This is a genomic window from Peribacillus sp. P4_C12 (assembly GCF_056402095.1).
In genome coordinates this window covers 1-22,906 of sequence record NZ_JBFUIB010000021.1, presented here as the reverse complement: position 1 = coordinate 22,906, position 22,906 = coordinate 1, and the positions used below count along the sequence as shown (strand labels likewise).

Sequence of the window (22,906 nt, the reverse complement as noted above, 5' to 3'; positions counted from 1 at the left end):
AAGCTAATCAACAAGCACCATCTGGTTTCTCGGAATTTCAAGGACAATTTCCTGACCAGCACGATAAGATTCTGTCATTTCCTTGTTCACAGTGAAATCTCCTATTGGAGTTTCAACAACATATTGAAAGCTTCTTCCCAGATACGTGCTAACTTTAACTCGGCCAGATATACTATTTTCCGAAACAACTTCAGAGATATCTTTTGCCCGAATTAATAGATCGTCCGGTCTGATAGCTCCTATTTTTCCAGATAAATTGGTCATTTGTGCGTCCTTTTGTATCACAAAGACATAACCCGACTTACTAAGTTCAATTTTATCCTCGTGATCCACGCGCTTATCAAAATCAATGAAGTTTTTAAAACCGATAAAGTCAGCGACAAATTTGGTTTCAGGATATTTGTAGATAGACGCAGGATCGCTAAGCTGCTCAATGACACCTTTATTCATAATCGCTACCTGATCAGAGATGGAGAAACATTCTTCCTGATCATGCGAAACATACACCGTTGTAATCCCCAGCTCTTGTTGGATACGGCGAATCTCAACTCTCATATTCACCCTCAAATTTGCATCAAGATTACTCAAAGGCTCGTCAAATAATAGGATATCAGGTTCAATGACGAGTGCCCTTGCAATCGCAACTCGCTGCTTTTGTCCTCCAGAAAGCTCTTGTGGATATCTCTTTTCAAATCCTTTTAGATTAACAATTTCTAGCACATTCATAACACGCTTTTCAATTTCACTTTTAGAAATCTTTCTAAGCCGAAGACCGAATGCAATATTATCGAAAATGGACAAATGCGGAAATAATGCATAGTTTTGAAACACAAAGCCAAAGTTCCGCTTGTTAACAGGTACTTTCGTATAATCCTTATCTTTAAATAAAAACTTCCCTTCGTTTGCCTGTAAAAATCCAGCAATTAAACGCAAAGTTGTTGTTTTTCCACAGCCGCTAGGGCCCAGAAGAGAAACTAGCTTTCCTTTTTCAATCTCAAGATTGAAGTCTTTTAAAATATTTTGTTTATTATAAGCTACAGAAATATCTTGTAATGTAAATAAAGCCATCCATTATTACCTCCTTATCGTTTTGTGAAATAGGACAAGCCCATTAGCCGTTCAACTATAAACATGAAGAAAGCTGTAATGATCATGAGTAATACCGAAATAGCTGAAATGGTAGGATCAAAGTAGTTCTCTACATATGTCAGCATCTGAATCGGAAACGTGCTTACCCCAGGACCTGTCATATACACTGAAATGTCTACATTATTGAAGGATTCTAAAAAGGCAATCATGACAGCTGCTAAGATTCCTGATTTTATATTCGGGAGGACCACTGTAAAAAAGGTTCCCACCTTACTCGCTCCTAGACTCTCAGCCGCTTCTTCAATTGAAAAGTCAAAATTTGATAAGCTTGAAGAAATCACACGTATAATGAAAGGAAGCATTATGACTGTATGTCCTACAAACAGTGCCGCATAAATCGGTAGCTGATACGTCCCCACAATGTATCGTAAAAACGCAAAGCCCAACACAATTCCCGGAACTAATATAGGAGAGACAAAAAATGCATTTATGATTGTTTTCCCTTTAAAATCAAATCGGCTTAATGCATAGGCAGCTGGCACTCCTAGTAAAAGAGCCAAAAGATTGCCTGCAAGTGAAACTAGAATGGACGTTTTAAACGAAATTAAAAACATTTCCACATTAAAAATATTTTCATACCATCTTAAAGAAAATTCTTCTGGCGGGAATTTTAAAATATTGCCGCCTTCAAATGACGTAACGGATATGATAAGTAAAGGCCCTAGTAAAAAGAGAAACACCAGGAAGGTAAACAGGGCCAATCCTCGATTTTTTTCCTGCATACACCTCTACCCCTTTGGATTTAATTTTTTAGCCAAACCATTCATTATTGATATGATAAGAACCGTTACTGCGATCATTATCGTAGCGACAATTGATGCCACTTGCCATTCATTCAATGTAATGGCATTTTGATAGAGAAACGTCGAAATAACACGCTGTTTCCCACCAAGTAATGCTGGCGTTGTATACGCAGTAAAGCTCCCTACAAAAACAAGAATACTACCAATGACCAAACCTGGAACCGAAAGCGGAATAATCACTTTTGAAAATACCGCTAATCTTGAAGCACCTAAACTCTCCGCTGCTTTTAATAGATCCGTTTCGATATTCTCCATCACCCCTACCAGTGTTACAATAATCAATGGCAAAAATAAATGGACTAATCCGATAATAATAGCCGTTGGCGTGTACAAGATGTCGAGTGGTTTGTCGATCAAGCCCATACTCAGCAGCAATTTATTTATCACGCCGTTTTTACCGATAATCACCATCCAGCTAAATGATCGAACAACCGGACTTGTTAATAGTGGGAAAATTGTCAACAAAAGCATGATAGCTTTTGTTCTTTTTCCTAGCTTAGAAATATAATAGGCTGCTGGAAATCCTAACAGAATACAAATAATAGTCGTGAACAGACTCACTCTAAGTGTCGTGAGCAGAATTTCAATGAAGTATCGATCTTTGAAAAAATCGAGGTACCCTTGGATAGTAAAGCCACTTTCATTAAAAAATGTCGTTCCAATCGTTAAGAAGATTGGAACAATCATAAAAATCGTTAAAAAAAGAACACCTGGCAACAGCAACAGGTATAGATAACGTTTTTTCACCTCGTAACCCCCTGTTCATATTATTTATGAATTGATTATGCGAATAAACAGGTTGAAAAACGCCTCCGCATTGACGTCTAGACAAACATTTGCATTTGCTGGCTTCATCAGCCGGTTTTGAAAGTCGCAAACCATCTGCCCGTCACAAATCTCACTTTTTGTTTCAACATCCACATAGTATTCTTCACTAGTGACAAGATCTTTTTGCAAAGCAATACCTACAGCTAATGGATCATGCATTGCACACGCCCAAATATTATTACGTTCAAAATACCTTTTCCGATATTCAGACGTACTGTCTCTTATATAGTCAGCAAGTGTACTGTTTTGAATCAATTGTATATGCTCTTCTGTTAGAAGAACCTTTCTTGTGACATCAAGACCAACTTGTGTAATTGATTCGAACCCCGCTTGTAATACAATTTTGGCTGCTTCAGGGTCGACAAACGTGTTATACTCCGAGGTTGGTGTGACATTGCCCACCCCTTGTACAACTCCTCCCATAAAGATAACTTCTTTCACAAGCTTGGTAATTTGCGGACATTTTTTAACTGCCAGGGCCAAATTTGTAAGAGGTCCCGTCATGACAAGTGTTACTTCATTAGTGAAATTTAAAATGGAATTAATAATAAAGTCAGAAGCAAAGCCATCATCAGGCTGCTTGTTAACTTCAACATTCTTTAAGGCACCTCCAAGACCGTCTTCCCCATGAACTCGATGTTCAAAAAAGGAATTCCTGATAATTGGAGTATCTGCCCCCTTAATGACTGAAATTTCTTGTTCACCCAACAGATCTAGTATTTTGCATGTATTCCGTGTGGCAGTATCAAGTGATACATTCCCGTTTACTGTTGTAATGCCTAATATGTCAAATTGACGGCTTTTAACAGCAAGAATGATCCCGATTGCATCATCTATTCCTGTATCCACATCGAGAATCAATTTTTTTTTCATCGATCAAACCTCTTTTTCTTAGTGTGCAAGTTCACGATTCCAACGATCAATCCATTGTTTAGAGTTTTCATTAACAAACTTCATATCTAGTACAAATAATCTGTTAACAACATCTTCTCCATACGTTAAGCCTTTTGCTTCTGTTTTAGATAGCTTAACTTCTGTGTTAACTGGAGAGTCGATCTTCGCTTTCGCTGATTTTTCCTGAACTTCATTACTCAAGATGTAATTAATAAATTCTTCAGATAATTCTTTTTGATCGCTTCCTTTTACGATATTCATCGTATTCATGACTGCGTATCCGCCTTCTTTAGGGGAAACGAACTTAGCATTAGGAACGGCTTCCTGTAAATCGCCAAAGTACATTTCCATTATTGGACCTGCAGCAATTTCTCCTTGCGAGAACATGTTGACAAACTCAGATGTTTGTCCATATTCTTTAACAACATTTGGCAATACTTTTTTCATTTGACCAAAGGCTTTATCTTCATCAAACTCATTACTTCCACTGACTTTTGAAGCAGCATCTAAAAACATTGGTCCAGTTGTTGAAGTAATTGATGGAATTGTAATTTCACCTAAATCCTTACTCCAAAGATCTTTCCAAGAGGAAATTGGTTTACTCACTTCATCAGGGTTATACGCAATTCCAAATTGCGCAATTGTATAGGCTGGTCCATATTCATCGCCATTTGGGGCTTTTGCTTTGTCATAAATTTTATCAATATTCGAAATCTTGCTATGATCAATTTTTTCAAACAAACCATCATCGATTCCCTGTTGTGCATAGTAGTCGGATAGATAGATAACATCCACATCGGTGTTTGCTTGACGCACTTTGTTCAATCGATCTGCATTGTTTCCTGAATCTATTACAATTTCAACATTGTGTTCCTTTTCAAATGGTTCGTAAACTTCAGGTCGAAAGAAATCCTCAGCAAATCCCCAAGTTGAAATGACTAATTTTGTTGGCTTTTTCCCATCAGAAGTATTTTCATTTGAAGAGCATGCAGCTAAAACTAATGCAAAAACCGATAACATCATAAATGAGCTAATTATTTTTTTCATCAATTAAACCTCCGTTTTTTATATGTTTAAAGTTGCCTTTCTTACTAATATAAATGTAAAAAAAGACAATCTTAAATAGAATAAAAATTCTACCCAAGATTGTCTTTTCTTTGTAAACAAAGATAAAACCTATCATTTGGTTCTTTTGTGGCGTTCCCTCCAGATAAATCCGAAGTGGAAATCCATTTATATTATTATATTATTTTTCTTTCAATACTATATTGGTAAATGCCCGTTGCGTCGCTGAGTCATAATCTCTTAGAACGGCTTCAATATCCCAATCCGTTTGCGTTTCTAACTTTTGTCTTAATTTCTTTTTATAAAGCAGTGACATATGAAAATCAACCTCTTGCTTTAGGCTAGGAACTTCTCCCTCTAAAGCTTCAGAACGTGGGGCACGTCGATGTTTGGCCTGAAATGTAATCACATTCAGCTCAACAGTAACCTTTAGCAACGTCGTACCAAAGCCGAACAATTCCTTCGATACCTCATTATACATATGAGAAAGCAATTTCTTCGTTTCGTTAGAGTTTATCGGTAAGATGACTATCACCTGCCAAACCTGTTGTTTGTGGTAATTATATATACTTTTTGTGAATTACACAAGATAATATTCGGATTTTCAACAAAAAAAATGTTTTTTCTTCAGAAAAAGAACATTTACCAACCAATACCCGAATTATACTAAAAATCATTTGGGTATTTTTGTGATTTTATTTACAACTATATATCAGTATAATCACCCAAAATGTGGATTTCAACCTTAATCATAGCGAATCCCCCCTATAACGTCCATACAACTACAGCTTTAAAAATTGTAGAAAACAGGGCAATTGTAGTTGTTAGTGATATGTATCATAGGGCTGTAGGTTTTCAGTATGTTTTTGTTAGCTAAACCTGACAGAAGGTCACATTCGATACTATTCATAATACTGGAGTTAAACTAACATTAAATATATTTACGACGGATTTTAATGACTCCGTTCCTTCTAAATAAGCAAAAACAGCTTTAATTTTCAAAAAATGAATAATTTGTCATAAAAAAACTACACCTCCAATTGTTAGACGGTGTCTAACAATTGGGGTGCAGTTCCTTTTAAACTATATCCCTTATTACTGGCATAGAACGTTCTTGGAGGCTATCGGAAAGCAGACTATACGCAATTAATTTCTTCTTGTACTGTTTAACTACATCCACGTGGTCGTTGTAAATGTACACAAATAATCTAACATCCATTTTGCCTCTTTTAGTATCAATGACTAATGGAGTCCCACCGTTCTCTGGATGCAAAAATAATTGCTCGTTCCCTGGAAATATATGATTTTTTTTCAAAAATTTCGCTTTGTTAAAATAATTAATAACTTGAATCTTGTCTTCACCTTCCAAGCGTTTTCCGTCAATGGTTACGATGGCATTCGCGTCACTAAGTTCTGAATGCAGYTTAAATTTGCTGATAATCCAATTCACTGCATCGGTTGGAAGACAGGTAACTAATATTTTTAACAAGGCTAAGAGAATTGTTAAAATCAAAATAGGCAATGTCATATTTCATCATCTCCGCTACGTAATAAATTAATTGTTATATCCAAGAGGCGGACAGTTTTTCTTAGAAGTGACCGTTCTATTAACGTTTCACTTTTAGTGAAAAGTTGTACTTAAACTAGAGACCAGTAAGTTAAGTTCACAATTTCGTCACATTTGTGAACTAATTCACAAATAGTTAGTGTCATGTACTTCACTCGAACAAACATGACCTTTATACAATTAAGCCTATATTTCTCTCCTGTCTTTTCATCTCCATTCTGTCAATAATCAGCAACTAGCAAGTTGGTTATAAGTTGATAATTCTATCATAATAAAATTGGATGAAATTAAACCATCCACTTGGCTGGTATTTTGACCATCCACTTTATTTTTTTAGAAAAAATCCAAATTAGTTAACCTCTGCTTCATGCTATTAATCCAAATCTTAGCCATAAATGAACTATAAAAAACCTCAAGATTTGATTTTTTAGAAGTGCTTTATACATTTATAAAAATACTTATTTACGGTATACCTTAAACAATAATTCATGCTAATTTTATTATGAAGTAGAAGATGCCTACAGTTAATACTAGTGCAAGACCAATATAAATATAACTAAGATTCAACAAATTCCCTTTTGTAGCTGAAGAGTAATTACTATCACCCTTCCCCATTAATGAAATGGTACTAACTAAGGCAACTAAACTAATGGCTACTACTAATATTACACTAATCATCATCGTCATACGCCTCCAATATTATTAGTATTTATATCCTTTAACCATTTGACATTATTCCGATTCTCATTATTGATGTGTAATGTAAATATATCAGGTCTGCTGTAATGACCAACTGGATCAAAGTCAAATTGGCTGTATGCTATTTGTTTAAGGTTCAAATCACTAATTAGTATTGCTTCTTCACCATACACTGGTTCATAGACATATTCACCAAAAGGATTAATAATTGCGCTTCCTCCCCGGCACATTTCATTGGGGGAAGTCTCTAATTCATCATAGCAGGCCAAGTCCTTAGGATACATATCCTTTGTTACATATTGATTACATGACAAAACAAAGCACCTTCCTTCCATAGCAATATGACGAATAGTAGATTGCCAGGAGTCCCTTGAATCAGCTGTTGGAGCAATATAAAGTTGTATGCCCTGTGCATACATGGCGCTCCTTGCTAATGGCATATAATTTTCCCAACAAATAAGCGCCCCAATCTTTCCATATGGAGTATCAAAAACAGGTAAAGTGCTACCATCTCCTTCGCCCCATACAATTCTTTCTGAGGCCGTAGGTTTAAGTTTACGATGTTTTCCTAAAATCAATCCGTCCGGACCAATAAAAAGCACTGTGCAATAGAGAGTTCCACCGCTATTCTCAGAATCCCTTTCTATTACTCCAATAACAAGATAAATATTAGCTTTACGGGCAGCTGAACATAATAAATTCGTTTCTTCCCCTGGTACAAGTATAGAATTATCCCAATAACGATACCAATCCTCTCTTCCTGATTGAGAACGGCTGCCAATTTTTGTTCCGAATGAAAGCCCTCTTGGATACGCAGGGATGAACGCTTCCGGGAAAACGACTATATTAGCTCCTTTACTTGCAGCCTCGTGAATAAGATCAATGGCTTTTTTCACACTTGCCTTTTTATCCATTATGACGGAAGCAGCCTGGACAACAGCTACTCGGACATTCTCTTTGTTCTCCATCCCTGTACCTCCTCTACTAAAGTGCAACAATACCTTTGTTATATTTTCTTTAAAATTTGATCATTTATAAATAACATAAAACATTCAGTGTATATGAAATAATTTACAAGCTCTTAGCTTTTACGGTGTATATATTTTAGAATGAGCCCTACTTCTCTATAATAAAAGAACGACCGAATTTATGACCATCCAATCTTGTAATATTTCCACCCTCCACTTGTTGAACTCTTTTATTAATATACATAAAAAGGTAAAAGCACCTCTGAAGGAACGGCTAAGATACCACGGCTTGTGGCACCTCTAACCTAACTTACTTCTTTGAAAAGACAAAAAAAGAATCATGACTTTGTCATGATTCACTCGAGAGTATTTGAGCACACAGCTATAAGCTCCTTACAGCATCTGCAAATCTTTTGATCCCTTCTTGAATGGATTCCTCGTTTTCTCTCGCAAAGGTAAAGCGAATATATTCCTTGTTTGTTCCCAATGTTGAACCGGGAACGTAAATGACTCCTCTTTTGATAGACTCCTCTAGTAATTTTATTTCGTTTAATTGTACTTTCAACTTACACCACAAATGAATACCACCATTTGGCGAATAATACTCAACTTTGTTATTTAGAAATTGTTGAAGACTCGACACCATTGCATCCCTTCTTCTTTCTAGCTGCTCTCTTAAGTAGGTAATATGAGTAGGGAAATGCTCTGATTCAAGAAAATCGTTTGCTATCCATTGAGTGAATGAGCCATGGCCGAAGTCAACCTGTTGCTTAGCATCAGAGAGCCTCTCTATTACTGATTTCGGTCCTATAATCCAGCCAATTCTTAAACCAGAAGCAACAATTTTTGACAAAGAGCTTATATATAAAACATTTCCGTTGTTGTCCATCGATTTTAGAGTAGAGATTTCCTCCCCAGTAAAGGAAGTTAAACTATAAGGATCGTCTTCTATAACCGGTATGCCATATTCGGATGAAAGCTCTAGAATCCTTTTACGACGGTTGATATGAAGTACAGTTCCTGTTGGGTTTTGAAAAACAGGGTTCAAAAATATCATCCTGATTCGATGTTTTTTATGTAGTGCTAGTAAATCCTCTGGGTTGATGCCATCCTTATCAACTGGTAAAAGAAATGTTCTTAGTCCTGCGGATTGAAAAATGGGAAGGTTGTAACTGTATGATGGATCTTCCAACGCAACGGCATCGCCTGGTTTTAACAAGCATTGGACAACGAGATGTATGGCTTGTTGTGCACCAGAAGTAATTAGTATGGAAGATGGATGAGTATCAATTCTTCTATACTGTTTAACATGATTGGTTATTGTGTCCCTTAAAATCGCATTACCCTGGGGATGATCATAACCTAAACTACCAATAAAAGACCTATTCGAAATGATTTCACGTAAGGATTCGACTGGAAATAAGTCTTCTGATACCTCTCCACTAGCTAAGTTTATAAGGTTATGCCCTTCCGTTTCTTTACGTATTCTTTGGGTTACCGGCAAATTGGGTAAAAATGAACCAGCTTCGATATATCTATTCCAACTAGGTATACGTTTTCTGTTGATTCCCCATATATCCTTGCTGATCATCGTTCCGCTTCCTTTTTTTCGTTCAACCAGCCCATTTGCTTCCAATTCATCATAAGCTGCTACAACTGTACTTCTGTTAACCCCCAGTTCATGTGCCAAGAAGCGCTCAGAAGGTAATGGCTTATCTAGTAAAAATGTCCCATCAGCAATACCACTCTCAATATAACCAGCTATTTGTTTATATAAAGGCTCCTTGGATTTCCTATCCGTTCTCCATTCCATAAGCTACATCCTTTAACGTTGTTTGTTAAAAACTCAACAAATTATTTAAAATTATTAACTTTATATCCTTATTTATTCCCTTAAGTGGATAAACCTTTTTATGTCAGTATAATCCTCAATCAAGATTATTGCACGATCGGGATAGAGGTTCACAACATTTGGTGAGTTTCATCCATTTTCCCAAACTCATTGGATTTCCCTCCCAAAACAAAAAATGGCCTCTATCCCTTAAAAGGAATGGAGGCTTTAGCTTATTAAGAATGATACATTCTATTAACTACGCAAACTTCCTTTCAGCCATGGGCGCTGTCGATAGGGACCGATTGGAATTTGGATGAGGCTTGTTTTTCCGTGATTTTCCATCTTGTAAATGTCATCACACACGTTCACATCAAATCCGAGTAGGGGGTGACCATTCATCCCGAGTGCTGAAGCCGCTATAAGTAATCGTTGTACGAGTATACCTGCTTCCATTTGCTGGATTCGATATCCTCTATAACCTAGTTCCGGTTTGTAGTGATCCTTATTACCCGCTACATGAAGGCAGAGCGGTATTTGCTGCAAATTCACATTATCCAGCGACATTCCGTATTGCAACGGAATCCGATGATCTCCGGGCTGTATCTGACGTAACACATGATCCATGCTGTCATATTGATAAGCTCCATCAGGTATGTCTTCTACATTATATAAACAGCCATACAAGGAAACACGCGGATTTTGCTTTGTATCTGTTTCATCCAAATCATTTCGATAGGAAAAGGAAGCCGTCGCCTCCTGAAGAAGTGTGGCTAGTTGTGTTTGACTTACCTTTCCCAAAACGAAATCCATTTCCGGTGAAAATCGCTTTCGGCAAACCGAAGCCAAATCATACGACAATCGCTTCGTAGATGGCAGATCGATCTCGATTCCCTCACAATTCCTTCCTTTCATTGCTTTCATTGGTCGAAACGACTCTGTTGACTCCATCATGGATGCTGCATTCATTTTGGTTAACATCGGATACTCTTTAATCTTCAGTGACCGAACATAGTGATTACACTGAATCGTTGTCAATTCCCTGTATAATTCTTTTGAAGAGACAAACCCGCCTGTGTTGCCTACATTTGCAAACGAGTGAATCGGTTCCACAGATAAGGGAATCACCGCATACGTGCTCTCTTCTTCTTCGGATAACCCAAGCAAATGATTGATGGCACGATCTAAAAATTGGAAGTATACCATGGATGTAAAGCCAAACCGTTTTGCCACTTCTAGCAACTGTCCAATCAGCACTCCAGCATCCAATCCTTGCAGACGGTATGAAAAATTATTGTATTTATAGAAATTTTTCCAAAACATGGTCGATACAAAAACAGTGCCAAAACAGGATGAGATGTCACACCGATTCCCAAGAGCCTGTTCTAAATATTCATCAAAATTGCCTTCGCGCAACAACACCAATCGATGATGTGCCACATCATAATGGTACACACCTGCAGGCAACTTCTCCATCTTCAAATACACGTATAATTCGTTTGGATACAACGCTCCTCCTGAAGGAGCAAAACGCCGAAAGGATTGCATGAGATCCGCCTGATCTGCAGAACCCAAAGTCTGACTTACTTGTGTAAGTCCGAATACATACCAGAGAAAATGACCGATTCTATCGCAGTCAGGGTTCGAAGGCGTTGCCCCTTCTTCAAGCGTCAGCGGCACCTCCATGGATAAAGGAAACACTGGTCTATCACGGTAGAGCTTATACGTAAGCGGTGCATCATTCCAATCCACCACCCAATCTGGTGGACTTGCCTTCTCAACGTCAAAATGTAGATTGTGAAGAAATGTGTCTAGACTCATCCTCCTACCTCCTAGTCACCGCTTAGGGAAACGGGTGCGGATGTGGGTTGAGCTGTTCAGGTTTTAGCGGTTGTTTTGCATATCCGAGTTCCATTGGAACCTTCAATACCCTCTCCAGCCCAGTTGTACGGGTAAGATGATGTCCGAATGTCATCGGCAGCATTCCTGGAATCACCACCTTTACGCAATGTAATCCGTTTCGTTTGATTTCCGGAGTCGTCTGATCTACCACAATCACCTCAAGTTTCAATCGGCGAAATTCTTGAAGAATATCTTGCAAATCATCAGTCAAATCTGGATGATTCGCCTTTTGCTTGAATTCCTCATCAAATGTTCTCAATGGACGATTATCATCCAATAAGAACTGCAAGCGTTCTTCAGCTTGTAGCAAGCCATACAGCATTCCATGATCATCCATCTTCTGCACCAGCGAGGAATCATGCAGCATTTTTTCAATCTCCTCTTGGTCCTCCTCCATTTTCTCGTCAAGAGTCAGCATCATGCCAGCCAACTCGAAAACTGCGCTTTTCACCGCCCTTATCGGATCAAGATGAGCTCCGGCCGCACATATGATATTCAAGCCTTTTTGCTTCCTGTTTTTCGCCATCGCCCATACGCTTGGAATGCCGTGTTCCATTGTCGAATTATACAAATAAATATCATATCCCGCCGCAGCCCTTGCCCGGTCAATCATCAACTCCAGTTCTTTGTCATTTGCAGAATAAGGGTCAAGACGTGGGAGAGACAACTGCGCGTACCAAGTCAACAGAAACGAATCACGCTCCACCACTTCCATAATGCCGTAGAAAATAGCCTCCTCCAAACTTCCACCTAAAGCGCAGCCATTGGAGGTTTCATAAACAAATCCTTCCCCGCAGCCTAAGCTGTAATAAGAAAGTAACTCCGGAACAAGGATCGGACGCTCCTGCAGAAATGAATGGCCCCATACCCAATCTATTGAGCGATCAGGATTAAACGGTGGAAACGGAAAATCAGACTTTGCATATTGTTCCTTGGCGTGTACGCCTACCTTGGTAGGATTAAGTGCATGATCTTTCAAATTACGATAGCTGTCATGGATTACTGTCCGTTTGCCACGGGGCTCCATCCCACAATACCTTTCCAAGCCCTCCAATATAGCCGTCATCTCACTTACGGCGTATGAGAGAGTCCGACCTGCAGCTCCCTCATCTCCAATGAACAAAGGCAGATTAACACTTACATCAGCAAATGGAGGCACAAGATCATACATTTTATTATTCAAAAATCCCATGCGGTGGTCCAAATAATCTTTGGCTAATACTTTACTCAAATCCTCCATCGAACGACAGCGGTAACTGTCGGGACTGATTTTCGGACTTGATTGTAATGAAATACGAGCCAGTTCTGGCGAGTCTTCAGGTAATTCGCTGCAAACTGCACACAGCGGATCAGGTAAAAAAGAATGCCATGAACTATTCAGTGTTTTCAGGTTGATTAATGCAACCCTTCCTTCCGAATGAGGGTGATCACCTTTCATTACCCTCCCTACCTCGGCGCCTATCAGGTGAGCCATCTGCATAAGTCCTGTACGTGATGCCGCCACATCACGCTGTATTCCTCCTTTTTCTTGTAACTGCTTGCGAATTTCCCACATCTCTTTACGATCACGTCCTGCCATGAGATGCCTTAAATCTGCACACTGAGAACACCCCTGAGTGTCCGGGCGTACCAGCGGACCGATTATTCCTTCTCCAAATGAAACGAAGCCCCGCAGCCAAGGAATGCCCGTTGGCCGTAACATCTCTTCTGCCTTTTGATGGGCAATAGGATTCCAAGCATCTTGTAACACCAGAACCATAGCAGTCGTTTGCGGTATTCCTGCCTCGAAATCGGTTTGGTGAGTGACCTGGTATTGGCCGGACAGGTCTCCATAAACATGGTCAGCCAACACTCCTTCTCCGACAACCAATACGCCAGCTTTCACCCTGATTCCTCCTCTCGCAACAACACCCCAAACACCCCTGCCAGTTCTTCTTTCAAAAACGATTCCAACTCTAGTTCGAAAACACAGATTCGCTTTTTATTCCTTTCCAAAACTTGCATGGCAGACTGAAAAACCTCAGAATGCGCTGTCACCTCGTACGCAGGAATCACAAGCTTTAGCGGCGGTTTGCCTTCCTGAAGCAAGCGTGAACCTTCTACCTCTTCCGTTGTGGGGCAAACTGTTTGATTTTGGGCTTTCGTAACGGCCTGCTGTAACGCATTTCGCAATGCCATTGTTATATTCAAACCGACAGAACCAGACCAGTCATCACCCGAAAAGACCCATACCACAGGGAAACCGGATATTTCCCCTCCTAAGCCAATGATTGGTTCACCTTGCAGCGTGGTCAGTGCCTGCAAGAAATACCGGCAGCGTTCATCTTTTACCGCGTCCAACTTCACCTTGGCAACAATATTCTCTTGATTGAATGGCTGCTTGTTTAACTCATCATCTAAACACCTTTGCAATCCTCGGCACATGCATTCCGCGAACGTTTCCCCTGCACCAATACCGACAAACCCCTGCACTTTCTCTACTCCCTGGAACGGCGATAAAGTCGTTACGAGCTGTTTGACTGTTGGGGACACATACGCTTCAATCCCTACAAGGCCCGCTTCCCTCCTTGCTTCTTCATGCGTCAAATCGGAACAGATTATTTCTGGCTGCAGCTCGCATGGTCCCTCTGACAATGGATCAGCCACCTGAACTCGGCATTGAGCCAGCGGCAACTGCTTAAGATCTCCCTCATCCCAACGATGGAAAATTCCTGACTGTACCGATGTCAATCTGCTGAAACCCAAAAATAATTTCCCCTGCTCATCGCTACCCAATTTCTGTTCGAGACGCTGACCGAAATCCTGAACCCATTTTGCTGCCGTATTTCCAATCACCAGCGGGTGAGGCATGAATGAATGCCAGTTTCCCTCCAATGTTTCCATATTAAGCAGGTAGAATTGATTATTTTGCCTCGATTCGTTCACTTCTGTCGTTTCTTTAAAAAATTCAAATACCATCACATTGGCCAACATCGCTCCTGCTGTGGATGAAAAGGCGGAGACATGCTGATTTTTACTCAGTACAGACTCGTGTATTCGACGCCATGAAGACTCCCAACACGCAATAGAATCCGGATTCACCAGCGGGCCTGCCAATCCTACTTGATTTAGACTTATTGCAGGGAGAAACATTTTTTTCTCTTGCCTACAAACCGAATGAAGTTCTTGTAATTCCTCTACAGCACCTTCTTGTGACACATACAATATCGAATCAAACGGCTGTACAATCTCTTGCCAAGAAGAACCGCCCTCTCTCTCCAGCTGGACCTCATCTACGGCTACATCGGAGTCTGTCTTCCGTGCATGTGCCACGAGCTCCTTCAACCGCTGTCTATCAGTTGGTACCGAGTCTGTAATGAAAACATGGAATGTGGGTAATCCAGCTTCCATTAATGCAGAAACCAACGAAATAAAAAAGGGACCAGAACCAATAGCCAATACTTTTACTTGGCGAAAGCCTTGAAAACGGTATGTGCCCGAACCCCCAAAACTGTCCAAAAACTCTATTTGAGAATCATACTTTTTAAGAACCTGTTCCGACAGTTCATGCGGTCGATCTTGACTTACATCCCGAACAAACCCGTTTTTATATAAAACCTCTGCAATTTCGAACACTCGATTTCGGTACGGACCTGGCAATCCTTCAGTCAATTCACTCAATGTATGGTCCCCATTGAACATCGGTAATAGCTTTTCAATCCACGGAACAATCGTACTGCCCTCCATACGGAACGAACTTATGTTATTCCTGAAATACACACCTCTGTTTGGTTCAGGGAGAAAAAACGTGTCCCTTTTCACTTTCAGACGCATAGAAGGGGTCATATTTTCCATTCCGGTCCTCCTAACCCGAAGCTTTTCTAGTTCTGCTTCAGCACTTCACTTTAATCCTATGTATGACAATTTGTCTCTTATGTCTAATCTTTCAAAGAAAAGTCCCTGCAACATCAATGCAGGGACATCTCCTTCTCTTTAGAAAACCTGAACTCTTAACGACCGCAACGTCCGCAGCCGCCGCAACGACCGCAACCGCCGCAACGAAAACCGCAACCACCGCAACCACCGCAACGACCGAACCCACAGCCCCCAATAAAGCAACCAAGACATCCAAAACAACCAAAACCGAAACCAATCAGACGAGAATCTTCCATATATGGTTGCTGATTTTGTTCCCAAAGAACCGGCTGGCTTACCTGAAAATCGTCAACATTCAACATTTGCAATTGATTTTGAAACTCATACATTTATATAACCTCCATATATTCATTAATAAGGTAATGCTTAGTACTTAATAACAGGAAAGAAAATCGGACCGAAATTGTCTGGGAATCCACGTCGTGTACTCCCTCCAACAAAATATGTAAGGGGAATGGGGATTGTTACTGATTCAAAAGCCTATTTTTATTGAATCTTTATAAAACGGTTCAAGAGGAAACAGGGATAATCACTTTATTAATACGTGGCTTAGTACAAATGAAAACTTAGAGACAAAGCTAAAAAAGCTGGGACTAAGTTAGCAAGCCTAGAGTAGGGACTTAGCTTATCAACTCGAAAATCGCTCTGGTGCAAGTTAGAAACATAGAATCTCAATATCCTTTTCATCTATGAATAATGATGGTACTCAAAACAATTTATGTATGAATTCAATCTCGCTTCGGACCAAAATAAAGCCCTTGCACTAACTTATGCAAGGACTTTAATTAATCATTTTGAATTTTCTTTTGGTAAATCTAATGTTGGAGTACGATCAAAGAAATTCCACGGTTTTAACATAGCGTGTACCCATTCTGTTGGCATCATTGGCCATTCTTCAGCTCGTGCTATATGAGTTGCACCTGTAGTCATCCATACCACATTATCTGTATTTTCAATGGAACCGTTGTCTGCCGAATATTTTCCTAATCCTGTATCGGTTTTGCTGCGGTTCGGATATTTACCTTCCGGATATCGCTCATCCGGGTCATAATTTGTGACCCACAACTGCTTGTCCATGAAGTTAACTCGCTTGAAAAGCCAGTCATCATCACTAAATAAGGCTCCTTTGGCAATCGGGTGGGTGCCTCCTGCAAAAGGGATGATTTGATAGGAGACAGGATTTCCTACCTTATTCTCCTTGTTAAGATTACTGAACAGTCGAATAGTGGAAGAATCAAATTTTTGAATCGACTCTTGCTCCGTCTTTACTGTTTTTTCTTCTGTTACCATAACACTTTTGCGTGGACCTCCCTCTTGATTTTTTTCTACCTTTGGATTAATTTCCATTAGGGAATTACTTTCGCCATCAACATCTAGGTCAAGCCTGAAATTGTAAATGTGCTGGTGAGTGGTTCCGACAATATTATTATCAAGCAAAGTACCATATTTTGTATCTTCTTTTGCAGTTTTGTCATGCATTGTTTTTGATTTAACACCTTTTACTGCTTCAATACCGGATGCTCCTACATCAATATTAATTATTCCATTTTGTGATAACTTCCAATCAAAGATATAATCATAGTTTCCTATTGTACTAACCCAGCGAACCACTAATTCACGGCGTTCACGGCTTTGATTTTCTTCTTTAAATGTCGCAAGGTCGGCATGTTTATATTCTGGCCCCGCATATTGTTCAAATACAGCAATGGCATTTTTAATAACGTAAGGATTGCCCGAATTATCTGCAATTGTTGCATCTAGCAGCACGGCGTTTTCTGGTACGTCAGCTCCAAGTTCTAGCGGTGCAGTTAATGTACCCATTCCATATTCACCAGCGTCTAAATAGGACTTGAAGTACCAGCCAACGTCCGGATCTCCGTAAGGAACTATCATCCCACCCAGCGATCCTTCATACATAATTTTTCTTTTTTTCCCTTGGTCATCATAAGTAACAGTTGATAACACAGGTCCTACCCGCGTATCCAATCGCAAGTGGAAATCCCAATTTTGCCAGCTAATCGTATTTCCTTTTATTTCATAGTTCTTGCCTTCAGGCTCGGTAATATTAAGCGGTTTTACATCGGACTTCTTCTCATAATCTCTACCATCATATGCGTTTAATTGCATCGGGATTGGAATGACACCTTCATCTTCTACTTTAATAACCGCTTTCTTTTCAAGATCTACAACAGCGACCAGATTTTCAATTGGATGCGCCCAAAAATTCCCATCACCAGTATCCAAATAAGATACTATTTTCAATAGACGCTTATCATGTTCCAATTTATCTTCACCATCGAAATAACCTACTGTTAACGGGGTCGCGACGACCTTTTTAGGGTCATCTATCCCCCGCTTTTTTAGCGCTTTTGCATATTCTAAACTTGCTTCAATGGCTCCTTGAACAGTAGCAAAATCATCCAGAATAAACATGCCATGAACGCCGTCCATTTCATTCCATGAAACTAGTTTTTTTGATGATATATTCACTTCACCCTCAATAACTTGTTTGCCATTCAATGCAATGAACTCTGCTTCTCTTGTAAATGCTTTGTCTTTTTTCTCTTTATCGTACTCCCACTCCCACACTTTCTTTTTATCGGGAAGCTTCAGTGTAATTTCTGTAAAACGAAGAGTATCTTTATATTTCCCTGCCTCTTTGATTACATTAACCACCGCTTTAATTTCTTTAGGAGTTAAAGGATCTAAAGGATGATAAGCTTCTTTTATTTTAGCTGTTTGCTTGATGTCAGGGAGAACTTCATTCACAAAATGATCAGTTACGTAGATTTTCTCATCTTTTTCTATCACGTTTGATTCAAGTGTAATCGCTTTTCCATTAATATACGCTTTATCAGAATCAGGTTTTATTTTTATGACCGTATCATCTTTTTCGATGGTAATTTTTTTTGTAAAAAAACTCCAAAAATCAGATTTAACAGTTGCACCTGTACCGTCTAAAGCTGTTTCTAACTTAATTAATTCCACTTCACCGCCATGAGCAGAAGCATTGTTTTTATGAATTAGTGAATAAGGAGAGAATATGAAAGTTAGTGCAGTCATTACAATAATTGCTGCTTTGAAAGTTCTTTGCTTTGTTTTCATAGAATGTTTCCTTTCATTTTTTATTTTTAACTTTCATTAGCTAAATAATAGTCTTAGCCACCGTACCAATTTAAGCCTTTTTCAGCTAAATCAATCCATACACTCTTTGAGTGTGTATACATATCCATGGCTTGTACCCCTAACTCTCTACCAAATCCACTTTGCTTCATTCCTCCAAAAGGAGTTGTACTATCTAGCATACTGTACGTATTCACATAGACAGTTCCTGCTTGGATACCACGTGCCATACGATGAGCTCTTTTTAAGTCATTGGTCCATATCCCTGAGGCTAAACCGTAAATAGTATCATTTGCTTGTCGTAGAGCATCCTCTTCATCTTTGAAGCGGATAACCGACACAACCGGTCCAAATATCTCTTCACGAGCAATCGTCATTTCGTTGGTTACATCTCCAAAGATGGTAGGTGTGAAATAATATCCATTTTTATTGCCTCTTTGGCCACCAGTCACTAATTCCGCACCTTCTTCAAGACCAACCGCTACATACTTTTCAATCGTTTTTAACTGTTGTGCTGAAACTTGTGGACCCATCTGTGTTGTCGCTTCAAGGGGATTTCCTACTCGTATTGATTGTACTTTACTAGCAAATAGATCCATAAATTTATCATAAATACTTTCTTGGACAAATAAACGAGAACCAGAAGCACAAACTTGGCCTTGTGCAAAGTAAATGCCAAACATCGCTCCATTAACTGCATCTTCAAGGGTGGCATCGTCAAATACAATGTTAGGTGATTTCCCTCCCAGTTCTAACGAAACTGGTTTCAAGTTTTTTGTAGCTGCTTGCATGATTAAGCGACCCGTGTCCGTTGACCCCGTAAAAGCAATTTTATCGACGTCGGGATGAGAAGCTAAAGCAGATCCCACGGTTGAACCTGGACCGGGTACAATATTAATCACCCCATCAGGAATACCGACTTCTTGGAACAGTTTAGCCAGTTCTAAAATACTTGTTGATGTTTCTTTTGCTGGCTTAATAACAATTGTATTTCCAGCAGCTAAAGCAGGAGCTAATTTCCACATCGTCAGCATTAAAGGAAAGTTCCAAGGGACAATGGCGCCAATTACACCTAATGGTTCTTTTAGTGTGTAGTTGAAACGATTGTGAGGCGATGCTAATGTATCACCCTGAACCTTATTTGCAAGTCCTGCATAGAACTCCAGTACATCTATGGTAGAAGGAAGAGCTATATGCTTGGTTTCATTGATTGGTAAACCATTATCTTTTGATTCTACTTCCGCTAAAAAGTCTGAATTCTCCCACATTTTCTGAGCTGCTTTATACAGAAGTCTACCTCGGTCACTTGGAGACATAGTCGCCCATGGTCCGGATTCGAACGCTTTTCGAGCTGCTTTAACTGCATGGTTTAAATCTTCCTCGCCCCCTTGTGAAACAAGGGCATGAACTTCTCCTGTGCCAGGATTAATCGTTTCAAACGTTTCCCCTGAGAGTGAATCTGTCCATTTTCCATCGATAAATAGTTGATATTTTTTCATTTTCTCCACCTCTTATTTATTTTTTTGATAAAACTTTGAAATTACTAACCATACAATTTGCTAAAAGCTCCTAGCTTTGTTTGAACGCAGCATTGGAAAGCGATTACATTTTTATGATTTATAAAGATGGATAATGAACTCTTAAGTCTTGTTTTTTGGTAAATGTCATCAGGAGTAATCCCTAGCTCTTTAAACTTCGTTCGATAAACTCTATATTCAGATAGATATGTCTTAATGTAGTCTGAAGTCTGCTCATTTATAGTGCTTCTATTTCAGCACGAGTTAGCGTTTCAATTTCTGAATTGTACATGAAAGCATACCTCTTCCATTATTTTATTGATTTTTTTCAAGAGATAGAGTAATTAGTAACTCTAAAAAACACATAAATATACCAAAAATTTTACAACCGTTACAAAAACGTTATATAAATAAACATTACTCTCCTTCAATTAACCTTAAATCAATAACTTAAAAATGTACTACGCATCCACTTATTCAGTTTTGATAAGGAGGTGTTTATTTTCCTACCTTACACACTTCCGTTTCTTTCATCTCCTTAGATTAATTTTAAAAAATTATTAACTATTACATTGTAATTACGTGTAAGTATTTTATATTATCCAGAAAAATCAAAAAATTTACTATTACCCAAATGGGTCATTTTATATCAAAAAGTAATTCATTTTATTAAATAATGTTATATAATCAAAAAAAAGTTAACATGGAGGAAAGCCTATGAAGGATATGTCTAACCCCAGCTACAAAAAAATTTTATCTTTTATGGATGAAATAACTTTTTCAAATGAAAATTTCCGTGAAAAAGTACTACAGACCTTTGAAAATTTATTTGGTTACTGCCAATCTATTTTTTGGTTATGTGATGATAATAATGACTTGTTCGAACCTATTACGTTAAATATAGATAAATATGTTGTGGATGATTATCTTAATAACTTTTATCAATTAGATTTGCTAGTCCCAAAATATAATATGCAAAAAGCAAGTAAACAAACGGTTATAAAAAACCTTGATTTACTTCCGCCTGAATTATATGAAAAAAGTGTATACTACAATGATTTCATGTTAAAATATGGATTTTATTATGATGTAGGTGTTTTTTTATATGATAGAAACAGTATTAAAGGTGTTGTGAACTTCGTTAGATCCAAAAAGGAGAAGCCTTTTAGTACGTCCGATATTATGTGTTTAGAGGTTATTTCTAGGTTCTTATCGCAAAAAACAAGCGAGTTCCCTCGTTCTTTTGTAAGCGTTTCCAAAGAAAACCTAATTAATCCTGTGAAAAATAAGATTCTTGCTAGTTCTCAAGATCTCAGACAACCAGATTTAACATTAAAAGAAGCAGAAATATTACAACTGCTTCTAAAAGGGCATACCAATATCACCATTGCCAGCGAGCTATTTATTAGTGTTAATACAGTAAAAAGACATTTGCAAAATCTTTATAGAAAGTTTGATGTCTCAAACCGCACAAGTTTGTGCTATAAAATTGTTAAACCTTAAACACAATCAAAAAAACCAGAAGGTTCCCCAACACCCTTCTGGTTTTCATGCATATGTAATTCTTTAATTATTTGTCTTACAAGTATTCCAATTAGTTCTGTAGTTGTTCATAACTCTTCCAGTTTACCGATTTTTCTAACACTATCGATATTAATACTCCCATTATGAGCCCATTTGTTAAAAAGGGCTGTAAAAGCATGGGAACGTTCGCAAATGCGTTGGGCAAGATGTTCATCAAACTCACTCCAATCAATACAGGTACTGCAAGCCTAAATATCGTGTCTGAAGTAAAATGCTGACCCTTGACGCTATTGAAAGCCGTTCCAAACAGTTGAAGGTAAGCAACAAACAATACAGCGTTCCCGACGGTTATTGGCATGGTGGCCAGGAAAGAGATAAAGGGAGGAATGAGTCCAATTATGGTCAACAACATGCCTCCAATTAGAAAAGGCCTCCGCTCATAGATTTGAGTACTTTGCAAAAATCCGATGGATGAGGTAAAAGGCGTATACGGAACAAGGCCCAGTACCGGAGCGAAAATGGTAAAACCGCCAGTCATAAATAAAGAATTTCTATATTGCTTGTGGCTAGCATCATCTCCCATTAGCTCGGATGCGGCTTGAATGGAAGCGAATGTGTTACACAAATTCAGTAATCCTGCAAAAAAAGCAATCGCTATTATACCGAATTCCAGGTTTGGAACACCTAAAGGGAAAAATGAAAAAGAGACACTTGTTGACCCCATTTCAGAACCAGTATTTGGAAATAGCAACGAGTAAAAAATCCAACCCACGATAATTCCGATCAAAATAGAGAAATTGCTAATATTTCTGGATCCTTTTAACTTTAATATACTTACTAAAATGACAATTCCTAATGATAGGAAACTGACCGGGATGTTAATTTCCCCTTCCTCTGTAATTCCCAGCATCCCTTTAAAAAAGACGAAAATGAGCTGAAATGTCAGAAGGAATAAATAAACGGTCATGACCATGGGGGTGAAAATCTTCTGGACATAAGAAATCAGGTTAAAGGCAGAAATAATTAGGGTCACGACCCCAGCTGCAAGTAGTCCTGTAGCTATACCGCCTCCTATTTCGGCATAACCGAGCCCTAGTGATGGTGCAGATAATCCCAAATTC

18 protein-coding genes are annotated in these 22,906 nt (G+C 38.8%); 1 reads left to right on the top strand and 17 read right to left on the bottom strand.

Annotation, left to right across the window (positions count from 1 at the left end; translation table 11 throughout):
* Positions 1-3: 3 nt before the first annotated feature.
* The 16 genes from AC1DUW_RS06625 to AC1DUW_RS06550 form a co-directional block, all read right to left on the bottom strand.
* A complete protein-coding gene (locus AC1DUW_RS06625) occupies positions 4-1,068 on the bottom strand; it encodes an ABC transporter ATP-binding protein (RefSeq protein ID WP_056520062.1) in 1,065 nt (354 codons plus the stop codon).
* Positions 1,069-1,082: 14 nt separating this feature from the next.
* Complete coding sequence (locus tag AC1DUW_RS06620) at positions 1,083-1,871, bottom strand: ABC transporter permease (RefSeq protein ID WP_053347700.1); 789 nt, start codon at positions 1,869-1,871, stop codon at positions 1,083-1,085.
* A 6-nt stretch (positions 1,872-1,877) separates the two neighbouring features.
* Complete coding sequence (locus AC1DUW_RS06615; protein ID WP_098176019.1) at positions 1,878-2,699, bottom strand: ABC transporter permease; 822 nt, start codon at positions 2,697-2,699, stop codon at positions 1,878-1,880.
* Positions 2,700-2,723: 24 nt separating this feature from the next.
* On the bottom strand, positions 2,724-3,653 hold the full coding sequence (locus tag AC1DUW_RS06610; RefSeq protein WP_098176020.1) for a nucleoside hydrolase: 930 nt from the start codon (positions 3,651-3,653) through the stop codon (positions 2,724-2,726).
* 18 nt (positions 3,654-3,671) lie between these two features.
* Complete coding sequence (locus AC1DUW_RS06605; protein ID WP_053347703.1) at positions 3,672-4,721, bottom strand: ABC transporter substrate-binding protein; 1,050 nt, start codon at positions 4,719-4,721, stop codon at positions 3,672-3,674.
* Between the two features lie 199 nt (positions 4,722-4,920).
* A complete protein-coding gene (locus tag AC1DUW_RS06600; protein WP_082527362.1) occupies positions 4,921-5,220 on the bottom strand; it encodes a DUF2294 domain-containing protein in 300 nt (99 codons plus the stop codon).
* A 597-nt stretch (positions 5,221-5,817) separates the two neighbouring features.
* Positions 5,818-6,267 (bottom strand): YfmQ family protein, encoded by a 450-nt coding sequence (locus AC1DUW_RS06595; protein ID WP_053347705.1) that lies wholly within the window; start codon positions 6,265-6,267, stop codon positions 5,818-5,820.
* Between the two features lie 525 nt (positions 6,268-6,792).
* Entirely contained in the window at positions 6,793-6,987 is a 195-nt protein-coding gene (locus AC1DUW_RS06590; protein ID WP_053347706.1) for a M48 family metalloprotease, read from the bottom strand.
* A 2-nt stretch (positions 6,988-6,989) separates the two neighbouring features.
* A complete protein-coding gene (locus AC1DUW_RS06585) occupies positions 6,990-7,973 on the bottom strand; it encodes a carbon-nitrogen hydrolase family protein (protein ID WP_053347707.1) in 984 nt (327 codons plus the stop codon).
* 382 nt (positions 7,974-8,355) lie between these two features.
* Positions 8,356-9,786: a MocR-like pyridoxine biosynthesis transcription factor PdxR gene (gene pdxR, locus AC1DUW_RS06580; protein ID WP_053347708.1), complete on the bottom strand. Its 1,431-nt coding sequence runs from the start codon at positions 9,784-9,786 to the stop codon at positions 8,356-8,358.
* A gap of 273 nt (positions 9,787-10,059) precedes the next feature.
* The gene (locus tag AC1DUW_RS06575; RefSeq protein ID WP_477642234.1) at positions 10,060-11,625 is read right to left on the bottom strand and encodes a SagB family peptide dehydrogenase; all 1,566 of its coding nucleotides are present in this window, start codon (positions 11,623-11,625) and stop codon (positions 10,060-10,062) included.
* Positions 11,626-11,647: 22 nt separating this feature from the next.
* Positions 11,648-13,591 (bottom strand): TOMM precursor leader peptide-binding protein, encoded by a 1,944-nt coding sequence (locus AC1DUW_RS06570; RefSeq protein ID WP_477642233.1) that lies wholly within the window; start codon positions 13,589-13,591, stop codon positions 11,648-11,650.
* The gene (locus tag AC1DUW_RS06565) at positions 13,588-15,540 is read right to left on the bottom strand and encodes a putative thiazole-containing bacteriocin maturation protein (protein WP_477642232.1); all 1,953 of its coding nucleotides are present in this window, start codon (positions 15,538-15,540) and stop codon (positions 13,588-13,590) included. The genes AC1DUW_RS06570 and AC1DUW_RS06565 overlap by 4 nt, the downstream gene beginning before the upstream one ends.
* Positions 15,541-15,695: 155 nt before the next feature.
* Positions 15,696-15,950, bottom strand: coding sequence for a heterocycloanthracin/sonorensin family bacteriocin (locus tag AC1DUW_RS06560; RefSeq protein WP_340455642.1), 255 nt, complete (start codon positions 15,948-15,950; stop codon positions 15,696-15,698).
* A gap of 460 nt (positions 15,951-16,410) precedes the next feature.
* Positions 16,411-18,726, bottom strand: a complete 2,316-nt coding sequence (locus AC1DUW_RS06555) for a copper amine oxidase (protein ID WP_477642231.1) — start codon at positions 18,724-18,726, stop codon at positions 16,411-16,413.
* A 53-nt stretch (positions 18,727-18,779) separates the two neighbouring features.
* Entirely contained in the window at positions 18,780-20,243 is a 1,464-nt protein-coding gene (locus AC1DUW_RS06550; protein ID WP_477642230.1) for an aldehyde dehydrogenase family protein, read from the bottom strand.
* 735 nt (positions 20,244-20,978) lie between these two features.
* Between AC1DUW_RS06550 and AC1DUW_RS06545 the strand changes: the two genes are divergently transcribed.
* Positions 20,979-21,764 carry a LuxR C-terminal-related transcriptional regulator gene (locus AC1DUW_RS06545; protein ID WP_477642229.1) on the top strand — a complete coding sequence of 262 codons (786 nt, stop codon included), beginning with the start codon at positions 20,979-20,981 and terminating at the stop codon, positions 21,762-21,764.
* A 91-nt stretch (positions 21,765-21,855) separates the two neighbouring features.
* Here AC1DUW_RS06545 and AC1DUW_RS06540 read toward each other — a convergent pair.
* On the bottom strand, positions 21,856-22,906 hold a 1,051-nt coding region (locus tag AC1DUW_RS06540), incomplete at its 5' end, for a uracil/xanthine transporter (protein ID WP_477642228.1).